This window comes from Streptomyces sp. NPDC048584 (genome assembly GCF_043199595.1).
GTDB classification, from domain to species: Bacteria; Actinomycetota; Actinomycetes; order Streptomycetales; family Streptomycetaceae; genus Streptomyces; species Streptomyces edwardsiae.
This window is the reverse complement of sequence record NZ_JBICWF010000014.1, coordinates 199,820-218,321: the sequence shown is the minus strand read 5'-3', so window position 1 is coordinate 218,321 and position 18,502 is coordinate 199,820. Positions and strand designations below refer to the sequence as shown.

The following is an 18,502-nucleotide window of genomic DNA, read 5'->3' as shown; positions in this document are numbered from 1 at the left end:
AGGGGTCAGCGGGCGAGCGGCCAGCCGGTGTAGCCCTCGGCGAGGTAGGCGCGGCCGGCGGCCGACTCGACGACCGAGCGCAGTTCGCCGAGCTGGCGCAGATGGTCGAAGTCGCTCGCCCCGGGCTGCCGGTGCAGCATGCTCGTCATCCACCAGGAGAAGTGCTGCGCCTTCCAGACGCGCTGCCGGGCCGTGTCGGAGAACGCGCCGAACAGCGACTCGTCCCCGTCGAGCAGCAGGGCGCGCAGCGCCTCGGTGAGGACGACGACGTCGGCGACCGCGAGGTTCATGCCCTTGGCGCCGGTGGGCGGCACCGTGTGGGCCGCGTCGCCGACGAGCACGACCCGGCCCCGGCGCATCTCGTGCGCCACGAAGCTGCGGAAACGGAGCACGTCCCGCTGGAAGACCGGGCCCTCGTTGAGGGTGACGCCGGGGACGCGGGACCGCAGGATCTCCCAGAGCCGCTCCTCGGTGTACGCCTCGGCGTCGGTCCCCGGGTCGCACTGGAAGTACATGCGCTGTACACCCGGACCGCGCCGGCTGATCAGCGCGAAGCCGTCCGGCGAGTTGCTGTAGATCAGCTCCTCGGCGCTGGGCGGCGCCTCGCACAGGATGCCGAACCAGGCGAACGGATACTCCCGGAAGGAGCCGCCGTACGCGCCCGTGACCGTCTCGCGGACCACGCCGCGGGAGCCGTCCGCGCCGACGACGACATCGGCCTCGATCTCGACGGCGTTGCCCCCGGCGTCCCTCGCCAGGACGCGCGGCCGGTCCGTCTCCGCGCCCTCCACACGCTCGGCGGTCACCCCGAAGCGCAGATCCTGGCCGGCCGTGAGGCGCGCGGCGATCAGGTCCTTGAGCACCTCGTGCTGCGGATAGAGCCACACCGCCCGGCCGACACTGCCCGTGAAGTCGATCCGGTGGCCCTCGCCGTCGAAGCGCAGCTCGATGCCCTCGTGCCGGTGCCCGGCGGTGAGAACACGGTCCGAGGCCCCGGACCCGCTCAGGATCTCGACGGTGCCCTGTTCGAGGATGCCGGCCCGGATGGTCGTCTCGATCTCCGCCCGACTCCGGGAGTCGACGACGACCGACTCGATGCCGTGGCGGCCGAGCAGATGGGACAGCAGCAGGCCGGCCGGGCCCGCTCCGATGACGGCGACTCGGGTGCGCACGGGCATGTCGTCTCCTTCGACGGCCGACGGGCCGGCAGGGGTCCGGCGCCGGTCCGCGCCCGGTGACGACGGACGGTCCCATTGAACGGGAGTCGGATCTTCGAAATCCAGAGCACGCCCGCGGTGGTCGCGCGCGATGTGTGCGCGGGCCCCGCCGGCGGAGAATGGAGACGTCGCCTTCCACGGAGGGAGCGCGCTGACATGACCCCCCGGACCGCACCGGAACCGCTCGCCCCCGGGACCGTCCTGTGGGACATCGCGGGAGACGTACGGCTGCTGCTGTCGCTGCCCGCCGCCACCGTCCTCCAGGTCGCCCACCCTGCCGTCGGCGCGGGCGTCGACGACCACTCGGTCTTCCGCACCGACCCCTGGGGCCGCGCCGCCCGCTCCCTGGAATCGCTCCAGCTGTGGGTCTACGGCGGCGACCGCGCGATCGAGGAGGGCCGCCGGCTCCGGGCACTGCACCGGCACATCAGCGGCACCGACCGCCACGGCCGCCCCTACAACGCCCTGACCCCCGCCCACTACGCCTGGGTGCACGCCACCGCCTACCCCGTCTTCCTGCGCGCCGCCCGCTACCTCGACCGCCCCTTCACACCGGAGGACGAACGCAGGCTCTACGGCGAACTGCTGCACCTCGGCCGCATCCTCGGCATCGACGACCGCGACATGCCGCCGACGCCCGAGGCGTACTGGCGCTACTTCGACTCCACGGTCACCCATGAACTGGAACGGACGGTCGTGGCCGGCGAACTGCTCGACCCGCACCGGCCGCTTCCGCCGCCGCCCGGCCCGCTGCCGCGCCGTCTCTGGCCCCTGCTGTGCCCGCTCTTCACCCGGTTGCAGGTCTTCCTCACCGCCGGCCTGCTCCCGCCCGCCGCCCGCGACCGCCTGGGTGTGACCTGGACACCCCGGCAGGAACGCCGGCTGCGCCGGCTCGGCGCCGTCGTACGCACCGTGGTGCCGCCGCTGCCCGAGCGTCTGCGCTATCTGCCCGTGGCGCGCGCCGCCCGCGCGGCCGCCCGCCGGGCCGAATCCGGTACCGGGCGGTAATTTTGCATGACGTGCATCTTTGCATACCATGCAAGGCATGTCGGAGAAGGGTGCCCCACAGGGCGGGCTGCGGGAGCGGAAGAAGCGTGCGACGCGTGCCGCCCTCGCCGAGGCCGCCGTACGGCTCGCCGCCGAACACGGGGCCGAGAAGGTCACCGTCGAGGCGATCAGCGCGGCGGCCGGGGTGTCCGTACGGACCTTCTTCAACTACTTCGACACCCGCGACGACGCCTTCGTGGTGATCGACGCGGAGGCGGGCGAGCGGATACGGCAGGCCGTACTCGACGCGCCGGCCGCACTCTCCCCGCTGCGGGCCCTGCGCGAGGCCATGGCGGCCGAACTCGCCGAGGCGGAGCAGCAGCACGAACTGTGGCGGCTGCACGCCCAGGTGCTGCACGCCTCACCGCATCTGCTGGTCCGCACGCTGGGCGAGCACATGGCGGACGAGACCGGACTGGCCGAGGCCATCGCCGCGCGCATCCGCGCCGGCGGGCCGACGACGTCCGAGCCCCCGCCCGCCGGCGCGACCGACGAGGAACGGCGCGGTGCGCTCGACCTGTACCCGCGGCTGCTGGCCGCGGTGGCGGGCACCGCGGTGCGGACCAGCGTCGAGCACTGGTACGCCCGGCAGGAGGAAGCCGCCTACCTCGAGGTGTTCCAGGAGGTGTTCGACCTCCTCGCCGCCGGACTTCCGGCACCCCCCGCGTAAGCCCGTCCCGGCTGTCGCCCCACTGACCGTTCCACGCCCACGAGTGCGCAGTTTCCCGGTGCCCGTCCCGCGCGTGCGACCGTACGACCCTCACCTGAAAGAGATCCCGTGAGCTCACCCGTGGCGCCCGCCGACGCGCCCCCCACCTCCATGACCCAACGGCAGATACTCCAGGCCATGTCCGGCCTGATGGCCGGCATGTTCGTCGCGATCCTGGCCGGCACCGTCGTGGCCAACGCCCTGCCGACGATCATCGCCGACCTGGACGCCAGCCAGTCCTCGTACACCTGGGTCGTCACCTCCGAACTGCTGGCGATGACCGCGACGGTGCCCCTGTGGGGCAAGCTGTCCGACCTCTTCAACAAGAAGCTCCTGCTCCAGCTGTCGCTGGGCATGTTCGTCGTCGGCTCGCTGCTGGCCGGCTTCTCCCACGGCGTCGGCCTGCTGATCTTCAGCCGGGTCGTCCAGGGCATCGGCGCCGGTGGTCTGACCGCCCTCGCGCAGGTGGTGATGGCGTCCGTCATCCCGCCCCGTCAGCTGGGCAAGTACGCCGGCATGTTCGGCGCCGTCTTCGCCGTGGGCACCGTGGCCGGACCGCTGGTCGGCGGTGTGCTGGTCGACACCTCCTGGCTGGGCTGGCGCTGGTGCTTCTTCATCGGCGTGCCGTTCGCGCTGCTCGCCATCGCCCTGCTGCAGCGCACCCTGCGGCTGCCGACCACCCGGCGCGAGGTGCGCATCGACTGGCTCGGCGCCTTCCTGATCGTCGCCGGTGTCTGCGCGCTGCTCATCTGGGTGTCCCTGGCGGGCACCGAGTTCGACTGGGTCTCCTGGCAGACCGCCGCCCTCGCCGGCGGTGGCGTAGCGGTGCTGGCCGCCGCGGTCTTCGTCGAGGCCCGTACGCCCGAGCCGGTCATCCCGCTCGACATCTTCAGGAACCGCACGGTCACCCTGACCACCGTCGCCAGCCTCCTGGTCGGTGTCGCCATGTTCGGCGGAACCGTCTTCCTCTCGCAGTACTTCCAGATCTCCCTGGGCAAGTCGCCGACCGTCGCAGGTCTGATGAGCCTGCCCATGATCCTCGGCCTGCTGGTGTCGTCCACCGTCGCCGGACAGGTGATCAGCAAGACCGGCAAGTGGAAGCGGTACCTGGTGGCGGGCGGGGTCGTCATGGCCGTCGGTCTCGCGCTGCTGTCCACGATCGACGCCGAGACGCACTTCGGCCTGCTCAGTGTCTACATGGCGGTCCTCGGCACCGGCGTCGGCATGCTGATGCAGAACCTGGTCCTTGCCGCGCAGAACGACGTGGCCGCCGCCGACCTCGGCGCCGCGACCTCCGTGCTGTCCTTCTTCCGCAGCATGGGCGGCACCATCGGCGTCAGCGTCCTCGGCGCGATCCTGGCCAACCGGGTCGCCGGCGAGACGACCAAGGGCCTCGAGGACGCCGGCATCACCGTGCCGGGCGGCGAGGGCTCCACGGAGAGCAGCGTCCCGGACATGTCCACGCTGCCCGAGCCGATGCGGGGCATCGTCGAGCACGCCTACGCCGTCGCCACCGCCGACCTGTTCCTCGTCGCCACGCCGTTCGCGGTGCTCGCCCTCGTCGCCGTCGTGTTCCTCAAGGAGAAGCCGCTGAAGACCACCAGCGGCATGGAACGCCTCGCCGAGGAGTCCGCCGGCGCCGCCCTGGAATCCGACGGCACGTCACCGGCGGGCAAGGACCCGGTGACTCCGGTCGGCTGAACCGGAACCCGGTGATGGACGACGGCGGCCGCGCGGGTGGCCGCCGTCGTCCACGAGGGATGAGCCGACCGGGTGATCACCCGGCGGACGGGTGGCTCAGCCCGCCTGGGCGATCACCGGTGGCGGGCCCCAACCCCCGCTCATAGCTTCGGCTCATGAACAAACGACACATCGCCCTCCTCGCCTGTACGGCAGCCGCCGTGGCCGCGGGGCTCGGTGCAGCCCCGTCGGCCCACCACCCGACCGTGCACCGGGTGCAGCCCGGCCAGTCGGTCCAGAAGGCGCTGGACGCCGCGAAGGCGGGGGACACCGTCCTGCTCGCGCCCGGCACCTACAAGCAGAGTGTCACCGTCAGGAAGCCGGGCGTGACCCTGCGCGGCCACAGTGCCGCCGCCACCGTCCTGATGCCCGCTGCGAAGCCCGGGTCGAGCGCCTGCGCCAAGGCCGGCAACGGCATCTGTGTGACCGGCACCGACAAGAAGCCGCTGAAGGACGTCACCGTACGGTCCCTGACGGTCCGTGGGTTCGCGAAGAACGGGCTGTGGGCCACCGGCACCGACCGGCTGGCGGTCAGGCGCGTGGTGGCGGAGCAGAACGGCCAGTGGGGCATCGCGGAGGAACGCTCCACACGCAGCGCGCTCACCCACAACCTCGCCCGGAAGAACGGCGACGCGGGACTGTTCGTCGCCAACACCGTCGACAGCGAGGAAGGCGCCCGGGACGCGCGGAAGACCGTGATCCGCCACAACCGGACCGACGGCAACCGGGTCGGCGTCACCGTGCGCCGGCTGCGCAACCTGACCGTCGACCGCAACGAGGCCACCGGCAACTGCGCCGCCGTGTTCGTCGTCGGCGACGAGTCCACACCCCGCGCCGGCCATCTGAGCGTCACCCGCAACCACATCCACGACAACAACAAGTACTGCGCCAAGACCCCCCGGCTGCCCTTCCTCCAGGGCTCCGGCATCGTCCTGACCGGCGCAGAGGAGACACTCGTCGCCTACAACCGGGTCGAGGGCAACAGGGGCACGTCCCCACTCTCCGGCGGCATCGTCCTCTTCAAGAGCCTCGTCGGCGTCCCCAGCGAGCGCAACGAGATCCGGGACAACCTCCTCACCGGCAACAGCCCCGCCGACCTGGCCAACCGGGACACCGCCAGGACCAACACGTTCAACGGCAACGCCTGCACGCTCTCCGAGCCCGCGGGCATGTGCTGACCCCCGTACCACCGCTCCTCCCCCCACCGACCGCACGACAGCAAGAAGCGAGGCAACGGATGACCACCGTTGATCCGGCTCCCCCGCCGCCCATGCGGCTGCGGGAGCTCGTTTTCGGGGCGGCCTGCGCCGCCGCCGTACGCGCGGCCGTCCGCCTGGGCGTGCCCGACGCGCTGGACGACACGCCCATGACCGTCGACGACCTGGCGGCATCGGTGAAGGCCCAGCCGCACACCCTGCGGCGGCTCCTGCGGGCCCTGTCCTGCCAGGGCGTCTTCGCCGAGCACCCCGACGGCACCTTCGAACACACCGAGATGTCCCGGCTGCTGCGCGAGGACGACCCGCACAGCCTGCGCTACATCGCCCTGTGGTGCACCGAACCGTGGACCTGGAACGTCTGGCCCCAGCTCGACGAGGCGGTCCGCTCCGGCCGCAACGTCTTCGAGGACGTGTACGACCAGGAGTTCTTCACCTACCTCAACGAGTCCGCCTCCGAGTCCGCCCATGTGTTCAACCGGGCCATGACGACCTCGAGCGAGCAGTCCGCACGCGACGTCGCCCTGCTGCTCGACCTGGAAGGCGCCTCCTCCGTGATCGACATCGGCGGCGGCCAGGGCCATGTCCTGGCCAGCCTCCTGGAGAAGCACCCCCATCTGCACGGCACCCTGCTCGATCTGCCCGGTGTCGTCGAGAACGCCGACCCCCGGCTTCGCGCGGGCGGCGCCCTCGCCGGCCGCGTCGAGGTCGTGGCCGGGGACTGTCGCGAGGACGTCCCCGTCCAGGCGGACGTGTACATCATCAAGAACGTCCTGGAGTGGGACGACGACAGCACCCGCAGGGTGCTGGCCAACGTCCGCGCGGCGGCCCGGCCCGGCGCCTGTGTCGTCGTCATCGAGAACCTCGTCGACGACACCCCGTCCATGCGGTTCACCACCGCCATGGACCTGCTGCTGCTCCTCAACGTCGGCGGCGCCAAGCACACCCGGCAGAGCATGGTCGACCGGCTGACCGCCGCGGGCCTCGTCATCGGCGACATCCGCCCCGTCAACGCCTATCTGCACGCCTTCGAATGCACCGTCCCCGACTGATCCGCGGGCCGCGAGAACCCCGAGGCCGCCGGCTCCGCGACTGACGCGGAACCGGCGGCCTCGGGGTGTGCCGCGCTCAGGAGCGGGGCCCGCTCTCCCAGCGGTAGAAGCACCGCGCCATGGCGTCCTTGGGGCCACGCCACGTGGCGGGGTCGTACGGGCTGACGTACGCCTCGAGCCGCTCGCTGACGCCGCGGAACTCGGGGTGCGAGGCGAGCTTCGCGATCGCCGGCGCAGGGTCCCGCTCGGACTCGATGAGGTGCAGGTACACGTCGTCACCGAACTGGAAGAGGCTGCGCCGGCCGACCCCGACCAGATGGGGGAGTTCACCCCGGTCGGAGTCGGCGAACACCTCGGCGATGTCCGGCGCCGAACCGGGCTTCATCCGGGCGACGATGAGGGCGTGATGCATCGGCTGTGTCCTTCCTGGGACTGCCTTGACTGCGTGGACCGCCTGGACTTCGGGACCTCCCGGTCTTCCCGGACGGGCGTTCAGCGGGTGGACGCGACGGACGCGCTCTCGCTGTCGCGGGCGACCTGCTCGATCCGGTCCCGGATCAGGGCCATCTGCGTACGGGAGTTGCGGTTGATGTTGTCCGTCATCCAGTCGTCGTCGACCGGGGCGTCGGGCTTCATCGCGAAGTCCTGCGTCCAGCGCATCTGCACACCGCCCGGCAGCTCCGCGTACTCCCACACGATGTCCATGTGGGCGAACGGACCCGTCTCGACCCGGCGGGCCCTGACGGTCCGCTTCTCGCGGTCCGGGGTGCGCTCCGACACCCAGCTCCACACCTTCCCGTTGTCGTCCGGGTGCATGGTGAGCCGGAACGTCGTCGTGGCGCCCTCACGGGAGAGGACCTCCACGGACGCGTACTCGCTGAACAGCCGGGGCCAGTTGTCCAGGTCGTTGGTCATCTCCCACACGAGGTCGAAGGGAGCGTCGATGGTGATGCTGTTCTCGGTGTGTCCTGCCACTTTCAGGCTCCAGCCGTGAGGGTGCTGTTGATCAGGTTCAGGAACTCGCGTGGCGTCCGGCAGCGCTCCGAGTCGGGGGGAAGCGACTGGCCGTACCGGTTCTCCAGCTCGCCGACGATGCCGAGCAGGCCGAGCGAGTCGAGACCGAAGACGTCGAAGGGGGACCCCGCCGACTCCCTGAGCTCCTTGGGGTCGACGGTGATGCCGGCGGCCTGCTTCATCAGCGCGGCCAGCTCGTCGAAGGTCACCTCGGTGGTGATCATGGGTGCCTGCTCCTTCCCCGCCCGGTCCTAACGGGCGGAATCGTCACCGCGGCGCACGACCAGCGCCGCGTTGGAGCCCATCAGTCCCCTGCTGAGGACGAGGGCGGTACGCAGTTCGGCCGGGCGGGCGTGCGCCGTCACCAGGTCGAGGTCATGGCAGACGTCGAACACGTTCGGTGTCGGGGGCACCGAGCCGTGTTCCATGGCGAGCACCGCCGCCACCGTGTCCAGCACGGGAGCCGCGCAGTAGGCGCGGCCGATGCCGGTCTTGGGCGCCGTCACCGGGACCCGGGTGCCGTGCGCGCCGAGCGCGTCGGCGAGCGCCAGCGCCTCCGCGCGGTCCGCCTCGGGCACGCCCAGGGCGTCGGCGAACACGACGTCGATCTCCTCCGGGGCGCAGCCCGCCTCGTCGAGGGCGCCACGGATCGCACGGGCCAGCCCCTCCCGGGACTCCGCCCAGCGGGACGCCCCGGTGAACGTGGCGGCATGGCCGGCCACGACGGCCCGTACCGGCACGCCGCGCTCACGCGCCCGGTCCTCGTCCTCGACGACGAGCAGCGCGCCACCCTCGGCGGGCACGAAACCGCACGCCTTCTCGGTGAACGGACGGTAGGCACGGTCGGGGTCGTCGAGGGTGCTGAGCTCGGGGTAACCGAGCTGGCACACCATCGAGTACGGGGCCAGCGGCGCCTCGGCGGCACCCACGACCATGACGTCGGTACCGCGGTGCACGGCCCGTGCCGCGTGCGCGAGGGAGTCCAGACCGCCGGCCTCGTCGCTCGCCACCACCCCGCAGGGCCCCTTGAGGCCGCCCCGGATGGAGATCTGGCCGGTGCTGGCGGCGTAGAACCAGGCGATCGACTGGTACGGGCCGACGTACTTGGAGCCCTTGCCCCACAGTTTCTGCAGCTCGCGCTGGCCGAACTCGCCGCCTCCGGAACCGGCGGCGGTGACCACACCGATGGAGAACGGCTCGGCGGGATCGCCGCCGAGTCCGGCGTCGTCGAGGGCGAGCGCGGCCGCCGCCATCGCGAAGTGGCTGAACCGGTCGGTCTGGACGAGGAACCGGTCCTCGATGAGGCCCGACGGGTCGAAGGCCCGCACCTCGCCGGCCACCCGCAGCGGCAGATGCCCGCAGCCCTCGCGGCCGATCAGGTCCAGTACGGTGAGACCTTCGTTGACCGACTTCCAGTACGCTTCGGTGCGCAGTCCGTTGGGCGCGATCACACCGATGCCGGTGACGGCCGCGCGCCGGGGGTGACGGTTGCTCATCGTGTCCTCCCGCCCGGCCCGGTCAGCAGCACCGCGGACTGGAAGCCGCCGAACCCGCTGCCCACGGAGAGCACGTTGTCCAGCTTCCGCGGGCGGGCGGTGCGCGGCACGTAGTCCAGGTCGCACTCCGGGTCGGGGGTCTCGTAGTTCGCCGTCGGCGGCACCACCTGGTGCCGCAGCGCGAGCACGCAGGCGACGACCTCGATCGCGCCGATCGCGCCCAGCGAGTGCCCCACCATCGACTTGATGGAGCTCATCGGCGTCTCATGGGCGTGCGCGCCCAGCGACCGCTTCACGGCGGCCGTCTCGTGCCGGTCGTTCTGCCGGGTGCCGGAGCCGTGCGCGTTGACGTAGTCGATCCGTGTGGGGTCGATACGGGCCTGGTCGAGCGTGGTGTCGATCGCCCGGGCCATCTCCAGTCCCTCACTGGTCAGACCGGTCATGTGGTAGGCGTTGCCGTACGTGGCGTAGCCGCTGATCTCGCAGAGGATCTCCGCGCCGCGCGCCCGCGCGTGCTCGTACTCCTCCAGGACGAGTACGGCCGCGCCCTCGCCCATCACGAAGCCGTCGCGGTGGGCGTCGAAGGGCCGGGAGGCGTGCTCCGGGTCGTCGTTGTTGGGCGAGGTCGCCTTGATGGCGTCGAAGCAGGCCATCGTGATCGGTGAGATCGGCGAGTCCGACGCCCCCGCGACGCACACGTCGGCGCGGCCCTCCGCAACGGTGTGGAAGGCGTAACCGACCGCGTCGAGGCCGGAGGTGCAGCCGGTGGAGACCGTCTGCACCGGACCCCGGGCGCCGAACCGCTCGGCGACGACCGAGGCCAGCGTGCTCGGCTGGAACGCGGTGTGCAGCTGAGGCTCGGCCTTCTCGTGGTCCACGTCCCAGCGCCGGCCACCCTCGCTGACCCGGACGTAGTCCTGTTCCAGCCGGGTGGTGCCGCCCACCGCGCTGCCCAGCGAGACCGCCGTGCGCCAGGGGTTCCCGGCGGCGATGTCGAGCCCGGAGTGCCGGACCGCCTCCGTGGCCGCGACCACGGCGAACTGGACGTAACGGTCCGCGCGTTGGCACAGTTCCGGGTCCAGGCCGTGCTCGAAGGGGTCGAAGTCGCACTCGGCGGCGATCCGGGAACGCAGCCCCGCCGGGTCGAACAGGGAGATGCCGCGGGTCGCGGTGCGGCCGGCCGCCAGAAGATCCCAGAAAGCCGTCGCCCCGATGCCGCCGGGAGCGACCACACCTATACCGGTGACGGCCACCCGGCGGGTCATTTTATGGCCTCGCTGGGCTCGGTGACCCGGCCGTGCTCCGGCCCGCCGACCGCCAACTGGGGGCCCGCGGCGACGCCTTCGGTCTCCTCCGTGTCGACGTGGCCGAGGCTCGGGTGCGGGGCGAGCGGCCCCAGATGGAACACCATCCGGGCCTCCCGCTCACCGACGTTGCGGAAGCGGTGCCGCATGTCGACAGGGATCATCAGCCCCTGGTCGGCGCGGAGCGCGAACGGCTCTCCGTCCAGGTCCACTTCGAGCGCGCCGCTGACGACGTACACGAACTCCTCGGAGTACGGGTGGTAGTGCTCGCCGATGCGCTCGCCGGGCTTGATGATCGCCAGGCCCATGAAGCCGCTGGTGGAACCCACGGTGGCCGGGGTGAGCAGGGTTCTGAGGTCACCCCCGCGCCGTCGGTTGGGTTCCGTCTCGCTCAGGTCCACGATGCGTGGATGCTGCTGGGACATGGTTGATACCTCCGGGTGTTGCGGTGACGTCCGCGCGGGCACGGCCGCGGACGTCACCGCGGTGAACCGTCAGGCGTCCGCCGCGCTGCGGTCGGTGACGGGCAGCATGTCGGCGTGCGCCAGAAGCCGGTTGAGATTGCGCTCCGAGTCCAGGGAGCCCTCGACACCGATCGCGGCACCGTCCAGGAGCCGCTCCAGTTCGGCCGCCTTCCCCGCGCCCTTGATGCCGAGGGCGGCGAGCGGGTCCAGGTCCAGTTGGCCGGTGACGTCGACGAGCCGTACGACGGTGTCGTCCCGCTGGAACACGGTGCTGGCGTGCACCGGACTGTCCGGGTCGTCGGTCGCCGCCTCGTCCTGGTGGGCGAGGAACCGGGCCAGTTCCATACCGCGGCCCTCGACGGCCGGGTAGTACAGCGCGTGCCGGCGTACGGCGGCCGGCTCGGGCCCGCCCGCCACCACGTGATGCACGGCGGGCAGCGCGGCCCGGGTGAAGAACACCCGGGCGGAGTCGGGGTCGGAGAGGTCCCGGTCCTGCTCCAGATAGGGGTTGAGGGCCTCCTCGACCGCCCTGATCTCCGGCTGCCGGGCGACATGGCGCAGCGCGGCCAGCAGGTCGCCCTCCACCTCGACCGCCCGTACGACACGGTTGCCGTGCATGAACAGGGAGGTGCGGCGCAGCCGCGTGGTGTCGTCGACCTGCGCCTTGGGCGACTGATAGCCGGACAGCAGTTCGGCGACCTTGGACTCGGAGCCCGGCTTCACGGTGAAGGTGAGGGCGTGGCGGGCCACACCGTCGCCGACACGGGCCGCCGACTGGAGCCCCCCGGTCGCGGCCTCGGCGCTCAGCGGCCGTCCGGGGTGGGTCTCGCGGAGGATGCTGTAGCGCATCGACCGGGTGTCCCGGACGCAGCTGTGCATCGGCCGGACGGTCTCGACGTGCTCCTCGCTGTTCACCCACGCCAGGAACGGCGGGGCGCTCTCCCACTCGCTGGTGATGAGCCACTGTGAGGGGTTCTCGATCGACTGGCACAACTGGTCACTGAGGTGACCGGGGACGGACGCCACCTGGTTGCGCATGTGCTCGTATGCGTCGAGGAACTGCTCCTGGGCTCCTTCGTACAGGTCGAGCAGCAGGATCACCCGCAGCCTGGAGCCGTCGAAAGCGGACTGCGATATGCGTCCCGACATGGTCATCCGGCGCACCTCTCCTCTTCTTGAAGGTCAGGAACGACCGCCGTGTCCGGTGGGACGCCGGTCGCCATGAGTCGATGGTCGATCCGGTCTCCGGGGTGCGCGAGCGACACGGGGCACCTGGGTGAACCGCGCGCCATCCGGGTGCCGCGGGGACGCGAACGGGCCCGCACCGGGCATGGAATGTGCGTCCTGTTCCTCAGCCCGTCGAGGGTGATGCTGGAGGAGTTTCAATGAACCGATCGGACTCGGCCGGGGAGGCGGTTCACCGCACACCCGTCCTCATTGTCGGCGGATCCCTGGTGGGCCTGTCGACGTCCCTGTTCCTGGGGCGGCTCGGCGTGCCGCACACACTCGTCGAGCGTCACGCCGGCACGTCGATCCATCCGCGGGGGCGCGGCAACAACGTACGCACGATGGAGCTGTTCCGGACCGCCGGGGTGGACGGGCGGATCGCGGACGCCGCCTCCGTCCTCGCGGACAACCACGGCATCCTGCAGACGCCTTCCCTGGTGGGCGACGCGGGGGAGTGGCTGTTCCGGGAGATCGACCCCGGCGGCGGGCTGGCCCGGTTCAGTCCGGCCGGCTGGTGCCTGTGCAGCCAGAACGACCTCGAACCGGTGCTGCTGAGAAGTGCCCGGGAGCTCGGCGGCGATCTGCGGTTCGGCACCGAGATGCTCTCCTTCGACCAGGACCGTGAAGGGGTGACCGCTCGGCTCAAGAGCAGGGAGACCGGCGAGCACACCACCGTCCGGGCGGACTATCTCGTCGCCGCCGACGGTCCGCGCAGTCCCGTACGGGAGCGGCTCGGTATCGGGCAGAACGGCCCCGGGGACCTGTTCCACAACGTCAGTGTCACCTTCACCTCCCGCGATCTCGCGGACGTGGTCGGCGACCGGCGGTTCATCGTCTGCTACCTCACCAGCCCGGACGCCGACGGGGCGCTGCTGCCGGTCGACAACCGGGAGAAATGGGTGTTCCACGCGCCCTGGCACCCCGAACACGGCGAGACGATCGAGGAGTTCACCGACGAGCGGTGCGCCGCGCACATCCGGCGGGCCGTCGGCGTACCCGACCTCGATGTGACGATCACCGGGCGGGCCGCCTGGCACGCGGCCGAGCGGGTCGCCGAACGGTACGCCGACCAGCGGGTGTTCCTGGCGGGGGACTCGGCGCACGAGATGTCGCCCACGGGGGCGTTCGGGTCCAACACCGGGATCCAGGACGCGCACAACCTCGCGTGGAAGCTGGCGGCCGTGCTGGGAGGGTGGGCCGGGCCCGGGCTCCTCGCGTCGTACGACGCGGAGCGGCGGCCTGTCGCGGAGGCGACGAGTGCGCGGGCGTCCACGCGGTCCGTGGAGCACAGCCACCCCGGGTACACGCCCGCGGAGGGAGCCGGGGGCGGGCCCGGGGGGCGGAAGGGCGGGATTCTCAATGTGGCGTTGGCGTACCGGTATCCGCGGGGGGCGGTGGTGGGGGCGGATCCGGGGACGGCGGTCGTGCCGGACGGGGTCGTGCTGAACGGGGAGCCCGGGAGCCGGGCTCCGCACCTGTGGATGAGGCGGGGTGGTTCACGGATCTCCACGCTCGATCTGTACGAGCGGGCGCTGGTGCTGCTGAGCTCGGAGGGCGGGGGGTGGCATGCGGCGGGGGCCGAGGTGGCGGCGGCGCTGTCGGTTCCGCTGGACTCGTACCGGGTCGGGGGCGGGGCCGGGGCCGACCTGGTCCCGGAGCCCGGGCCCGAGTGGGCCGCCGCTCACGGGATCACCCCGTCGGGGGCGGTGCTGGTCCGCCCCGACGGGTTCGTGGCGTGGCGCCACGAGGGCGAGTCCGCGGACCCGGGGAAGGTCCTGCGGGAGGCGGTGACGAGGATTCTGTCCCGGGACTGAGGGGTGGCCGGTGCCTGCTGGGGGCGGGGGTGGGCTGCGGTGCGCTCCGCCGGGGGTGCCTCCCGCACGCTCGGGTGCGCTCGGGCGGGGGCCGCCGCCGCCCGCCCGTCCCCCCTGGGGGTACCTCCCAGGCCTTTGAGGCACTGGGGGCGCGGTCGGCGGGGCGTGCGGCCGCCGCCCGTGGGGGTGTGGGCCGGTGTGAGGGCTGGGCGGGGGTGGGAGACGCAGCCCGGCGTCAACGGGGTGCCGTCGCGCCCACCCGTGCCGCCCCAGCGGCACGACTGCCCGCGGCTACGGGGCTGCCCGCGGCCGGGGCTGCCCGCGGCTACGGTGCTGCCCGTGGTCGGGGCTGCCTGCGGTTACGGGGCTGCCCGCGGCCGGGGCTGCGGTCGGGGCGGCTGGTCGTGGTTACGGGGTGCCGATGCCGCGGCCTCGTTCGGATTTGGACTGGTGTTGTTCGTAGCGTTGGAGGGCGGGGCCGTCGGCGTCCCAGGGCCAGGAGGTGGCCATGCCCTGGAGGGTCTGGAAGACCGGGTGTGCGTCGGCGGCGCGGCCGGCCGCGCACAGCGCGTAGGCCAGCACGTTCAGGTCGGCCTGTGCCGCCGCGTGCTGGAAGAAGCCCGGCTTCGCCCACAGCGAGGCCGCCTGCTCCAGCGCGGCCGCGATCTGGCCGCCCTCCCACAGCTGACCGGCCGTCATGGCCCGCACCCCGCCCTGTGCGAGCAGCCCCTGGTACTGCCGCACGGCGGCGGTCAACTCAACGGCGGCACAGGGCGCGTTGGCCGGTATCCGGGTGCGCACCACGTCGACGAAGTCGAGCACGGCCGCGCTGGAGCCGCCCTCCTCCGGGGACAGATACGCGAGCATCTGCAGATACGCCTCGCGGTGCCAGCGGTCGCGCCCGGTGGCCTCCCGCCAGATGGCGTTGACGTCGTTCTGGCCGTAGCGCTCGATCCGGGACACCCCGAGCAGGACGACCCACGGAAGCGGATCATCAGGTCTTCGCTCGGCGGCCTCGTGGCACTGGCCGATCAACCGCCCGGCGTCCTCCAGGTGTCCGTCCCGCAGACCGCGGGCCAGTCCGGCCCAGGAGTGGAACAGCAGGGCGTCCGGACTCGCCGGCTCCCGGCTCAGCCACGTCGTCGCGACCCCCACGTCGGCGGTCGCCTCGGCCAGTACGGACATCCGGTGCCCGCGCCGGTCCCAGTCGTCGCCGGTCTCCTCCAGCAGCGCGGACACAAGGGTCACGTCCGCCGTCTTGCCGCCCCCGTTCCGCTTGCTCAACTTTCCTAGTACGCGGGTGAGTTCGGCATCGTCGAGGGCGGGTGCTATCCGGGGACGTCGGCTGGTGCGACTGCTGAAGAGAGCCATGCGGGAAGACTAGGAACTTCGCGTGCCGAGGCAACCCGGACGGGGATGATCGTTATCGATCTGCCCCTTACCGTCGGTAGCGCGGGCAGACCGGGGCGGGGCCGGACATCTCACCGGCCCCGCACCCTCGTTCTGTCCGCGTTCCGCTTGCCGCCTTCCGGTGGTGGTCAGACCGCCGGAGCCGGGTAGGTCGGGTACTCCACCCCGGAAACGTACTGGACGACGCGGACGACCTGGCAGGAGTAGCCGAACTCGTTGTCGTACCAGAGGTAGAGGATCGCGTTGTCGCCCTCGACCTTCAGCGCGCCCGCGTCGACGATCGACGCGTGGCGGGAGCCGACGAAGTCGCTGGAGACCGCGTCGGGCGCGCTGATGAAGTCGATCTGGCGCTTCAGCGGCGAGGTCAGCGACACGTTCCGCAGATGCTCCAGGACCTCCTGGCGGTCGGCCGCGCGGCCCAGTTGGAGGTTGAGGATGGCGATCGAGACGTTCGGCACGGGAACGCGGATCGAACTGCCGGTGATGGTCGCGTCGAGGTCGGGCAGCGCCTTGGCGACAGCGGACGCGGCACCCGTCTCGGTGATCACCATGTTCAGCGGCGCCGACCGGCCCCGGCGCTCCGACTTGTGGTAATTGTCCAGCAGATTCTGGTCGTTGGTGAACGAGTGCACCGTCTCCACATGCCCGCGCAGCACCCCGTACTCGTCCGCCATCGCCTTCAGCGGCGGCACGATCGCGTTGGTGGTGCAGGACGCGCAGGACAGGATCCGCTCGTCCGGCTTGAGGGTGTCGTGGTTGACGCCGTGCACGATGTTGGGCACGTCGCCCTTGCCGGGCGCGGTCAGCACCACCTTGTCGATACCGGGGCGCAGATGCAGCGAGAGCCCCTCGCGGTCGCGCCAGATGCCGGTGTTGTCGATGAGGATGGCGTTCTTGATGCCGTACGCCGTGTAGTCGATCTCCGTCGGGTCGCCCGCGTAGATCACCTTGATGGTGTTGCCGTTGGCGACGATCGCACTGTTCGCCTCGTCGACGGTGATGGTGCCCTGGAACTGGCCGTGCACGGAGTCGCGGCGCAGCAGCGAGGCGCGCTTGACGATGTCCTGCTCGCCGCCCCGGCGGACCACGATCGCGCGCAGCCGCAGCCCGTTGCCCGACCCCGACTTCTCGATGAGCAGCCGGGCCAGCAGCCGCCCGATGCGGCCGAAGCCGTACAGGACGACGTCGCGCGGCTCACGGCGGTCGATCTTGTCGGCGCCGGTCGCGCCGGCGACGGCCTCGGCGGTGAACTCGGCCACCGACAGACCCCGGGCGTCGGCCCGGTGGGCCTCGGCGAGCAGGCCGATGTCGATCTGGGACGGGCCGAGGTCGAGTGCGGTGAGCGCCTGGAGGAACGGCAGCGTCTCGGTGACCGAGAGCTCCTCGCCGGCGATCTGCCGGGCGAATCGGTGGGTCTTGAGGATGCTGACCACTGACTTGTTCACCAGGGAACGGCTGTGCAGCAGGACGGTCACGTCCCGCTCCCGGTGCAGCTTCCCGATGATCGGGATCATCGACTCCGCGATCTCCTCGCGGTGTTTCCAATGGGTGAACGAGTCTTCGTTGGCAGTCACAGGATCATCTTTCGAGCTAGAGGGTGCTCATATGATAGCCATGCGGGCTGTCGGGGCCCCAGGGGGTGCCGAACGGCAGGTGAACGCCGTGAATCGAGGGGTTGCGCGAGAGGCGAACGGGTACGCGTGCAGCACCTTGCCCGGGCCGGATCCTGTCCCGGGTGGGCCCGTACGACCGCCGCTACCAGGGAATCTGCCATGGACACACCCGCGCACGAGAACAACGCCCCCACCACGCCCGCGCAGCGGGCCCTGGACGCCCTGTCGGAGAACACGCAGGACACGACGGCGCTGGACGCCCTCGCCAACAGTGATGTGCTGATCCCGGTGCCGGACGACGCGGGCGACGAGGAGGCCGCCGACCCCGGCGCGGTCGCCCTGCCGGTGCTGGAGCAGCCGGGCGGCAACCAGGTGGTGCCCGTGTTCACCTCCGAACTGGAGATGGCCGGACTGCTGCCGTTCGTCTCCCGCTACCGGCTGGTCCCGCTCGGCGCGCTCGCCGCCCAGTGGCCGGCCGAGGACCTGTCCCTCACCATCGACGGCAGCTCCGAGCACCGTCTGACGCTCACCTCGGAGGGGGTGCGCACACTCCTCGCCCGTCCGTGACCTAGGGCCTGTCCGGCGGATCATGCCGGAGACGCGGGGTCTGCCACGCGCATCTGCGGCGTTGTCGTCGGTTGCCAGGGCTCCGCCCTGTCGCCCTCCTCCGCCTTGCGGCCGCACGCACCAGACCCCGCTCACCTGGGCTGCAAAGGCACCGCCGGCTTCCTCCGGCCTGATCCGCCGGACAGGCCCTACCCGCCCAGCGTGCGGGCCAGCGCCGCGCGCTGCAGCGGGAGCACCTCGCCGTGCAGCTCGCGGCCCTTGCCGGTGAGCCGCACATAGACGCCGCGCCGGTCCTCCAGGCACAGGCTGCGCTCGACCAGGCCGTCCTTCTCCAGGCGGGCGATCAGGCGGGACAGCGCGCTCTGGCTGAGGTGGAGACGGCCCACCAGGTTCTGCACCCGGCACTGCTCCCCGTCCCCGGGCGTCGCGGTCGCGAGCAGGTCGAGCACCTCGAAGTCGGAGGCGCCGAGACCGTACGGATGCAGTGCGCGGTCGATCTCGCCCAGGGTGCGCGCGTGCACCGCGAGGATGTCCCGCCACCGTTCATCGAGCCGCGCCCCGGTCTTCGCTCCCATACCCGAACCGTAACACTTGTTCGAGATTCAATGACCGCG

Annotated in this window: 18 protein-coding genes; 7 read left to right on the top strand and 11 right to left on the bottom strand. The window is 71.6% G+C overall.

Annotation, left to right across the window (positions count from 1 at the left end; genetic code table 11):
* Nucleotides 1-5 precede the first annotated feature (5 nt).
* Entirely contained in the window at nucleotides 6-1,178 is a 1,173-nt protein-coding gene (locus ACGFR9_RS28435; RefSeq protein ID WP_393213745.1) for a 4-hydroxybenzoate 3-monooxygenase, read from the bottom strand.
* Nucleotides 1,179-1,373: 195 nt separating this feature from the next.
* Between ACGFR9_RS28435 and ACGFR9_RS28430 the strand changes: the two genes are divergently transcribed.
* The 5 genes from ACGFR9_RS28430 (at nucleotide 1,374) to ACGFR9_RS28410 (ending at nucleotide 6,979) form a co-directional block, all read left to right on the top strand.
* Complete coding sequence (locus ACGFR9_RS28430; RefSeq protein WP_393213742.1) at nucleotides 1,374-2,225, top strand: oxygenase MpaB family protein; 852 nt, start codon at nucleotides 1,374-1,376, stop codon at nucleotides 2,223-2,225.
* Nucleotides 2,226-2,253: 28 nt separating this feature from the next.
* A complete protein-coding gene (locus tag ACGFR9_RS28425) occupies nucleotides 2,254-2,934 on the top strand; it encodes a TetR/AcrR family transcriptional regulator (RefSeq protein ID WP_393213739.1) in 681 nt (226 codons plus the stop codon).
* Between the two features lie 150 nt (nucleotides 2,935-3,084).
* Entirely contained in the window at nucleotides 3,085-4,674 is a 1,590-nt protein-coding gene (locus ACGFR9_RS28420) for an MDR family MFS transporter (protein ID WP_393213797.1), read from the top strand.
* A 155-nt stretch (nucleotides 4,675-4,829) separates the two neighbouring features.
* Nucleotides 4,830-5,891 carry a nitrous oxide reductase family maturation protein NosD gene (locus ACGFR9_RS28415; protein ID WP_393213737.1) on the top strand — a complete coding sequence of 354 codons (1,062 nt, stop codon included), beginning with the start codon at nucleotides 4,830-4,832 and terminating at the stop codon, nucleotides 5,889-5,891.
* A gap of 59 nt (nucleotides 5,892-5,950) precedes the next feature.
* Nucleotides 5,951-6,979, top strand: a complete 1,029-nt coding sequence (locus ACGFR9_RS28410) for a methyltransferase (protein ID WP_393213734.1) — start codon at nucleotides 5,951-5,953, stop codon at nucleotides 6,977-6,979.
* Between the two features lie 76 nt (nucleotides 6,980-7,055).
* Here the strand turns inward: ACGFR9_RS28410 and ACGFR9_RS28405 are convergent, their stop codons facing one another.
* The 7 genes from ACGFR9_RS28405 to ACGFR9_RS28375 form a co-directional block, all read right to left on the bottom strand.
* The gene (locus tag ACGFR9_RS28405) at nucleotides 7,056-7,391 is read right to left on the bottom strand and encodes a TcmI family type II polyketide cyclase (protein ID WP_030223170.1); all 336 of its coding nucleotides are present in this window, start codon (nucleotides 7,389-7,391) and stop codon (nucleotides 7,056-7,058) included.
* Between the two features lie 80 nt (nucleotides 7,392-7,471).
* On the bottom strand, nucleotides 7,472-7,954 hold the full coding sequence (locus tag ACGFR9_RS28400) for an SRPBCC family protein (RefSeq protein ID WP_030223168.1): 483 nt from the start codon (nucleotides 7,952-7,954) through the stop codon (nucleotides 7,472-7,474).
* A gap of 2 nt (nucleotides 7,955-7,956) precedes the next feature.
* On the bottom strand, nucleotides 7,957-8,217 hold the full coding sequence (locus tag ACGFR9_RS28395) for an acyl carrier protein (RefSeq protein WP_311645028.1): 261 nt from the start codon (nucleotides 8,215-8,217) through the stop codon (nucleotides 7,957-7,959).
* Between the two features lie 27 nt (nucleotides 8,218-8,244).
* Nucleotides 8,245-9,489 carry a ketosynthase chain-length factor gene (locus ACGFR9_RS28390; protein WP_393213730.1) on the bottom strand — a complete coding sequence of 415 codons (1,245 nt, stop codon included), beginning with the start codon at nucleotides 9,487-9,489 and terminating at the stop codon, nucleotides 8,245-8,247.
* Nucleotides 9,486-10,754 carry a beta-ketoacyl-[acyl-carrier-protein] synthase family protein gene (locus ACGFR9_RS28385; RefSeq protein WP_393213727.1) on the bottom strand — a complete coding sequence of 423 codons (1,269 nt, stop codon included), beginning with the start codon at nucleotides 10,752-10,754 and terminating at the stop codon, nucleotides 9,486-9,488. Before ACGFR9_RS28385 ends, ACGFR9_RS28390 begins: the two co-directional genes overlap by 4 nt.
* Nucleotides 10,751-11,218 (bottom strand): cupin domain-containing protein, encoded by a 468-nt coding sequence (locus ACGFR9_RS28380; RefSeq protein ID WP_393213724.1) that lies wholly within the window; start codon nucleotides 11,216-11,218, stop codon nucleotides 10,751-10,753. The genes ACGFR9_RS28385 and ACGFR9_RS28380 overlap by 4 nt, the downstream gene beginning before the upstream one ends.
* 69 nt (nucleotides 11,219-11,287) lie before the next feature.
* Complete coding sequence (locus ACGFR9_RS28375; protein WP_393213721.1) at nucleotides 11,288-12,412, bottom strand: SchA/CurD-like domain-containing protein; 1,125 nt, start codon at nucleotides 12,410-12,412, stop codon at nucleotides 11,288-11,290.
* Between the two features lie 230 nt (nucleotides 12,413-12,642).
* Here ACGFR9_RS28375 and ACGFR9_RS28370 point away from each other — a divergent pair, with 230 nt between their 5' ends.
* Nucleotides 12,643-14,298 carry an FAD-dependent oxidoreductase gene (locus ACGFR9_RS28370; protein ID WP_393213719.1) on the top strand — a complete coding sequence of 552 codons (1,656 nt, stop codon included), beginning with the start codon at nucleotides 12,643-12,645 and terminating at the stop codon, nucleotides 14,296-14,298.
* A gap of 408 nt (nucleotides 14,299-14,706) precedes the next feature.
* Here ACGFR9_RS28370 and ACGFR9_RS28365 read toward each other — a convergent pair whose 3' ends face one another.
* Together ACGFR9_RS28365 and ACGFR9_RS28360 are read right to left on the bottom strand one after the other, a co-directional pair.
* Nucleotides 14,707-15,582 carry a hypothetical protein gene (locus ACGFR9_RS28365; protein WP_393213716.1) on the bottom strand — a complete coding sequence of 292 codons (876 nt, stop codon included), beginning with the start codon at nucleotides 15,580-15,582 and terminating at the stop codon, nucleotides 14,707-14,709.
* A 254-nt stretch (nucleotides 15,583-15,836) separates the two neighbouring features.
* A complete protein-coding gene (locus ACGFR9_RS28360) occupies nucleotides 15,837-17,282 on the bottom strand; it encodes a glyceraldehyde-3-phosphate dehydrogenase (protein ID WP_393213713.1) in 1,446 nt (481 codons plus the stop codon).
* A gap of 198 nt (nucleotides 17,283-17,480) precedes the next feature.
* On the opposite strand from ACGFR9_RS28360, the gene ACGFR9_RS28355 reads away from it, so the two are divergent.
* The gene (locus tag ACGFR9_RS28355; RefSeq protein ID WP_030223145.1) at nucleotides 17,481-17,888 is read left to right on the top strand and encodes an SseB family protein; all 408 of its coding nucleotides are present in this window, start codon (nucleotides 17,481-17,483) and stop codon (nucleotides 17,886-17,888) included.
* 188 nt (nucleotides 17,889-18,076) lie between these two features.
* On the opposite strand, the gene ACGFR9_RS28350 is transcribed toward ACGFR9_RS28355, so the two are convergent.
* Entirely contained in the window at nucleotides 18,077-18,463 is a 387-nt protein-coding gene (locus tag ACGFR9_RS28350; RefSeq protein ID WP_393213709.1) for a MarR family winged helix-turn-helix transcriptional regulator, read from the bottom strand.
* Nucleotides 18,464-18,502: the final 39 nt, after the last annotated feature.

Excerpts from the sequence above, each read along its gene's own strand:
- ACGFR9_RS28435 (WP_393213745.1), bottom strand. The coding sequence starts at position 1,178 with ATGCCCGTGCGCACCCGAGTCGCCGTCATCGGAGCGGGCCCGGCCGGC.
- ACGFR9_RS28430 (WP_393213742.1), top strand. The coding sequence starts at position 1,374 with ATGACCCCCCGGACCGCACCGGAACCGCTCGCCCCCGGGACCGTCCTG.
- ACGFR9_RS28425 (WP_393213739.1), top strand. The coding sequence starts at position 2,254 with ATGCAAGGCATGTCGGAGAAGGGTGCCCCACAGGGCGGGCTGCGGGAG.
- ACGFR9_RS28420 (WP_393213797.1), top strand. The coding sequence starts at position 3,085 with ATGACCCAACGGCAGATACTCCAGGCCATGTCCGGCCTGATGGCCGGC.
- ACGFR9_RS28415 (WP_393213737.1), top strand. The coding sequence starts at position 4,830 with ATGAACAAACGACACATCGCCCTCCTCGCCTGTACGGCAGCCGCCGTG.
- ACGFR9_RS28410 (WP_393213734.1), top strand. The coding sequence starts at position 5,951 with ATGACCACCGTTGATCCGGCTCCCCCGCCGCCCATGCGGCTGCGGGAG.
- ACGFR9_RS28405 (WP_030223170.1), bottom strand. The coding sequence starts at position 7,391 with ATGCATCACGCCCTCATCGTCGCCCGGATGAAGCCCGGTTCGGCGCCG.
- ACGFR9_RS28395 (WP_311645028.1), bottom strand. The coding sequence starts at position 8,217 with ATGATCACCACCGAGGTGACCTTCGACGAGCTGGCCGCGCTGATGAAG.
- ACGFR9_RS28390 (WP_393213730.1), bottom strand. The coding sequence starts at position 9,489 with ATGAGCAACCGTCACCCCCGGCGCGCGGCCGTCACCGGCATCGGTGTG.
- ACGFR9_RS28385 (WP_393213727.1), bottom strand. The coding sequence starts at position 10,754 with ATGACCCGCCGGGTGGCCGTCACCGGTATAGGTGTGGTCGCTCCCGGC.
- ACGFR9_RS28380 (WP_393213724.1), bottom strand. The coding sequence starts at position 11,218 with ATGTCCCAGCAGCATCCACGCATCGTGGACCTGAGCGAGACGGAACCC.
- ACGFR9_RS28375 (WP_393213721.1), bottom strand. The coding sequence starts at position 12,412 with ATGACCATGTCGGGACGCATATCGCAGTCCGCTTTCGACGGCTCCAGG.
- ACGFR9_RS28370 (WP_393213719.1), top strand. The coding sequence starts at position 12,643 with ATGAACCGATCGGACTCGGCCGGGGAGGCGGTTCACCGCACACCCGTC.
- ACGFR9_RS28355 (WP_030223145.1), top strand. The coding sequence starts at position 17,481 with ATGGACACACCCGCGCACGAGAACAACGCCCCCACCACGCCCGCGCAG.
- ACGFR9_RS28350 (WP_393213709.1), bottom strand. The coding sequence starts at position 18,463 with ATGGGAGCGAAGACCGGGGCGCGGCTCGATGAACGGTGGCGGGACATC.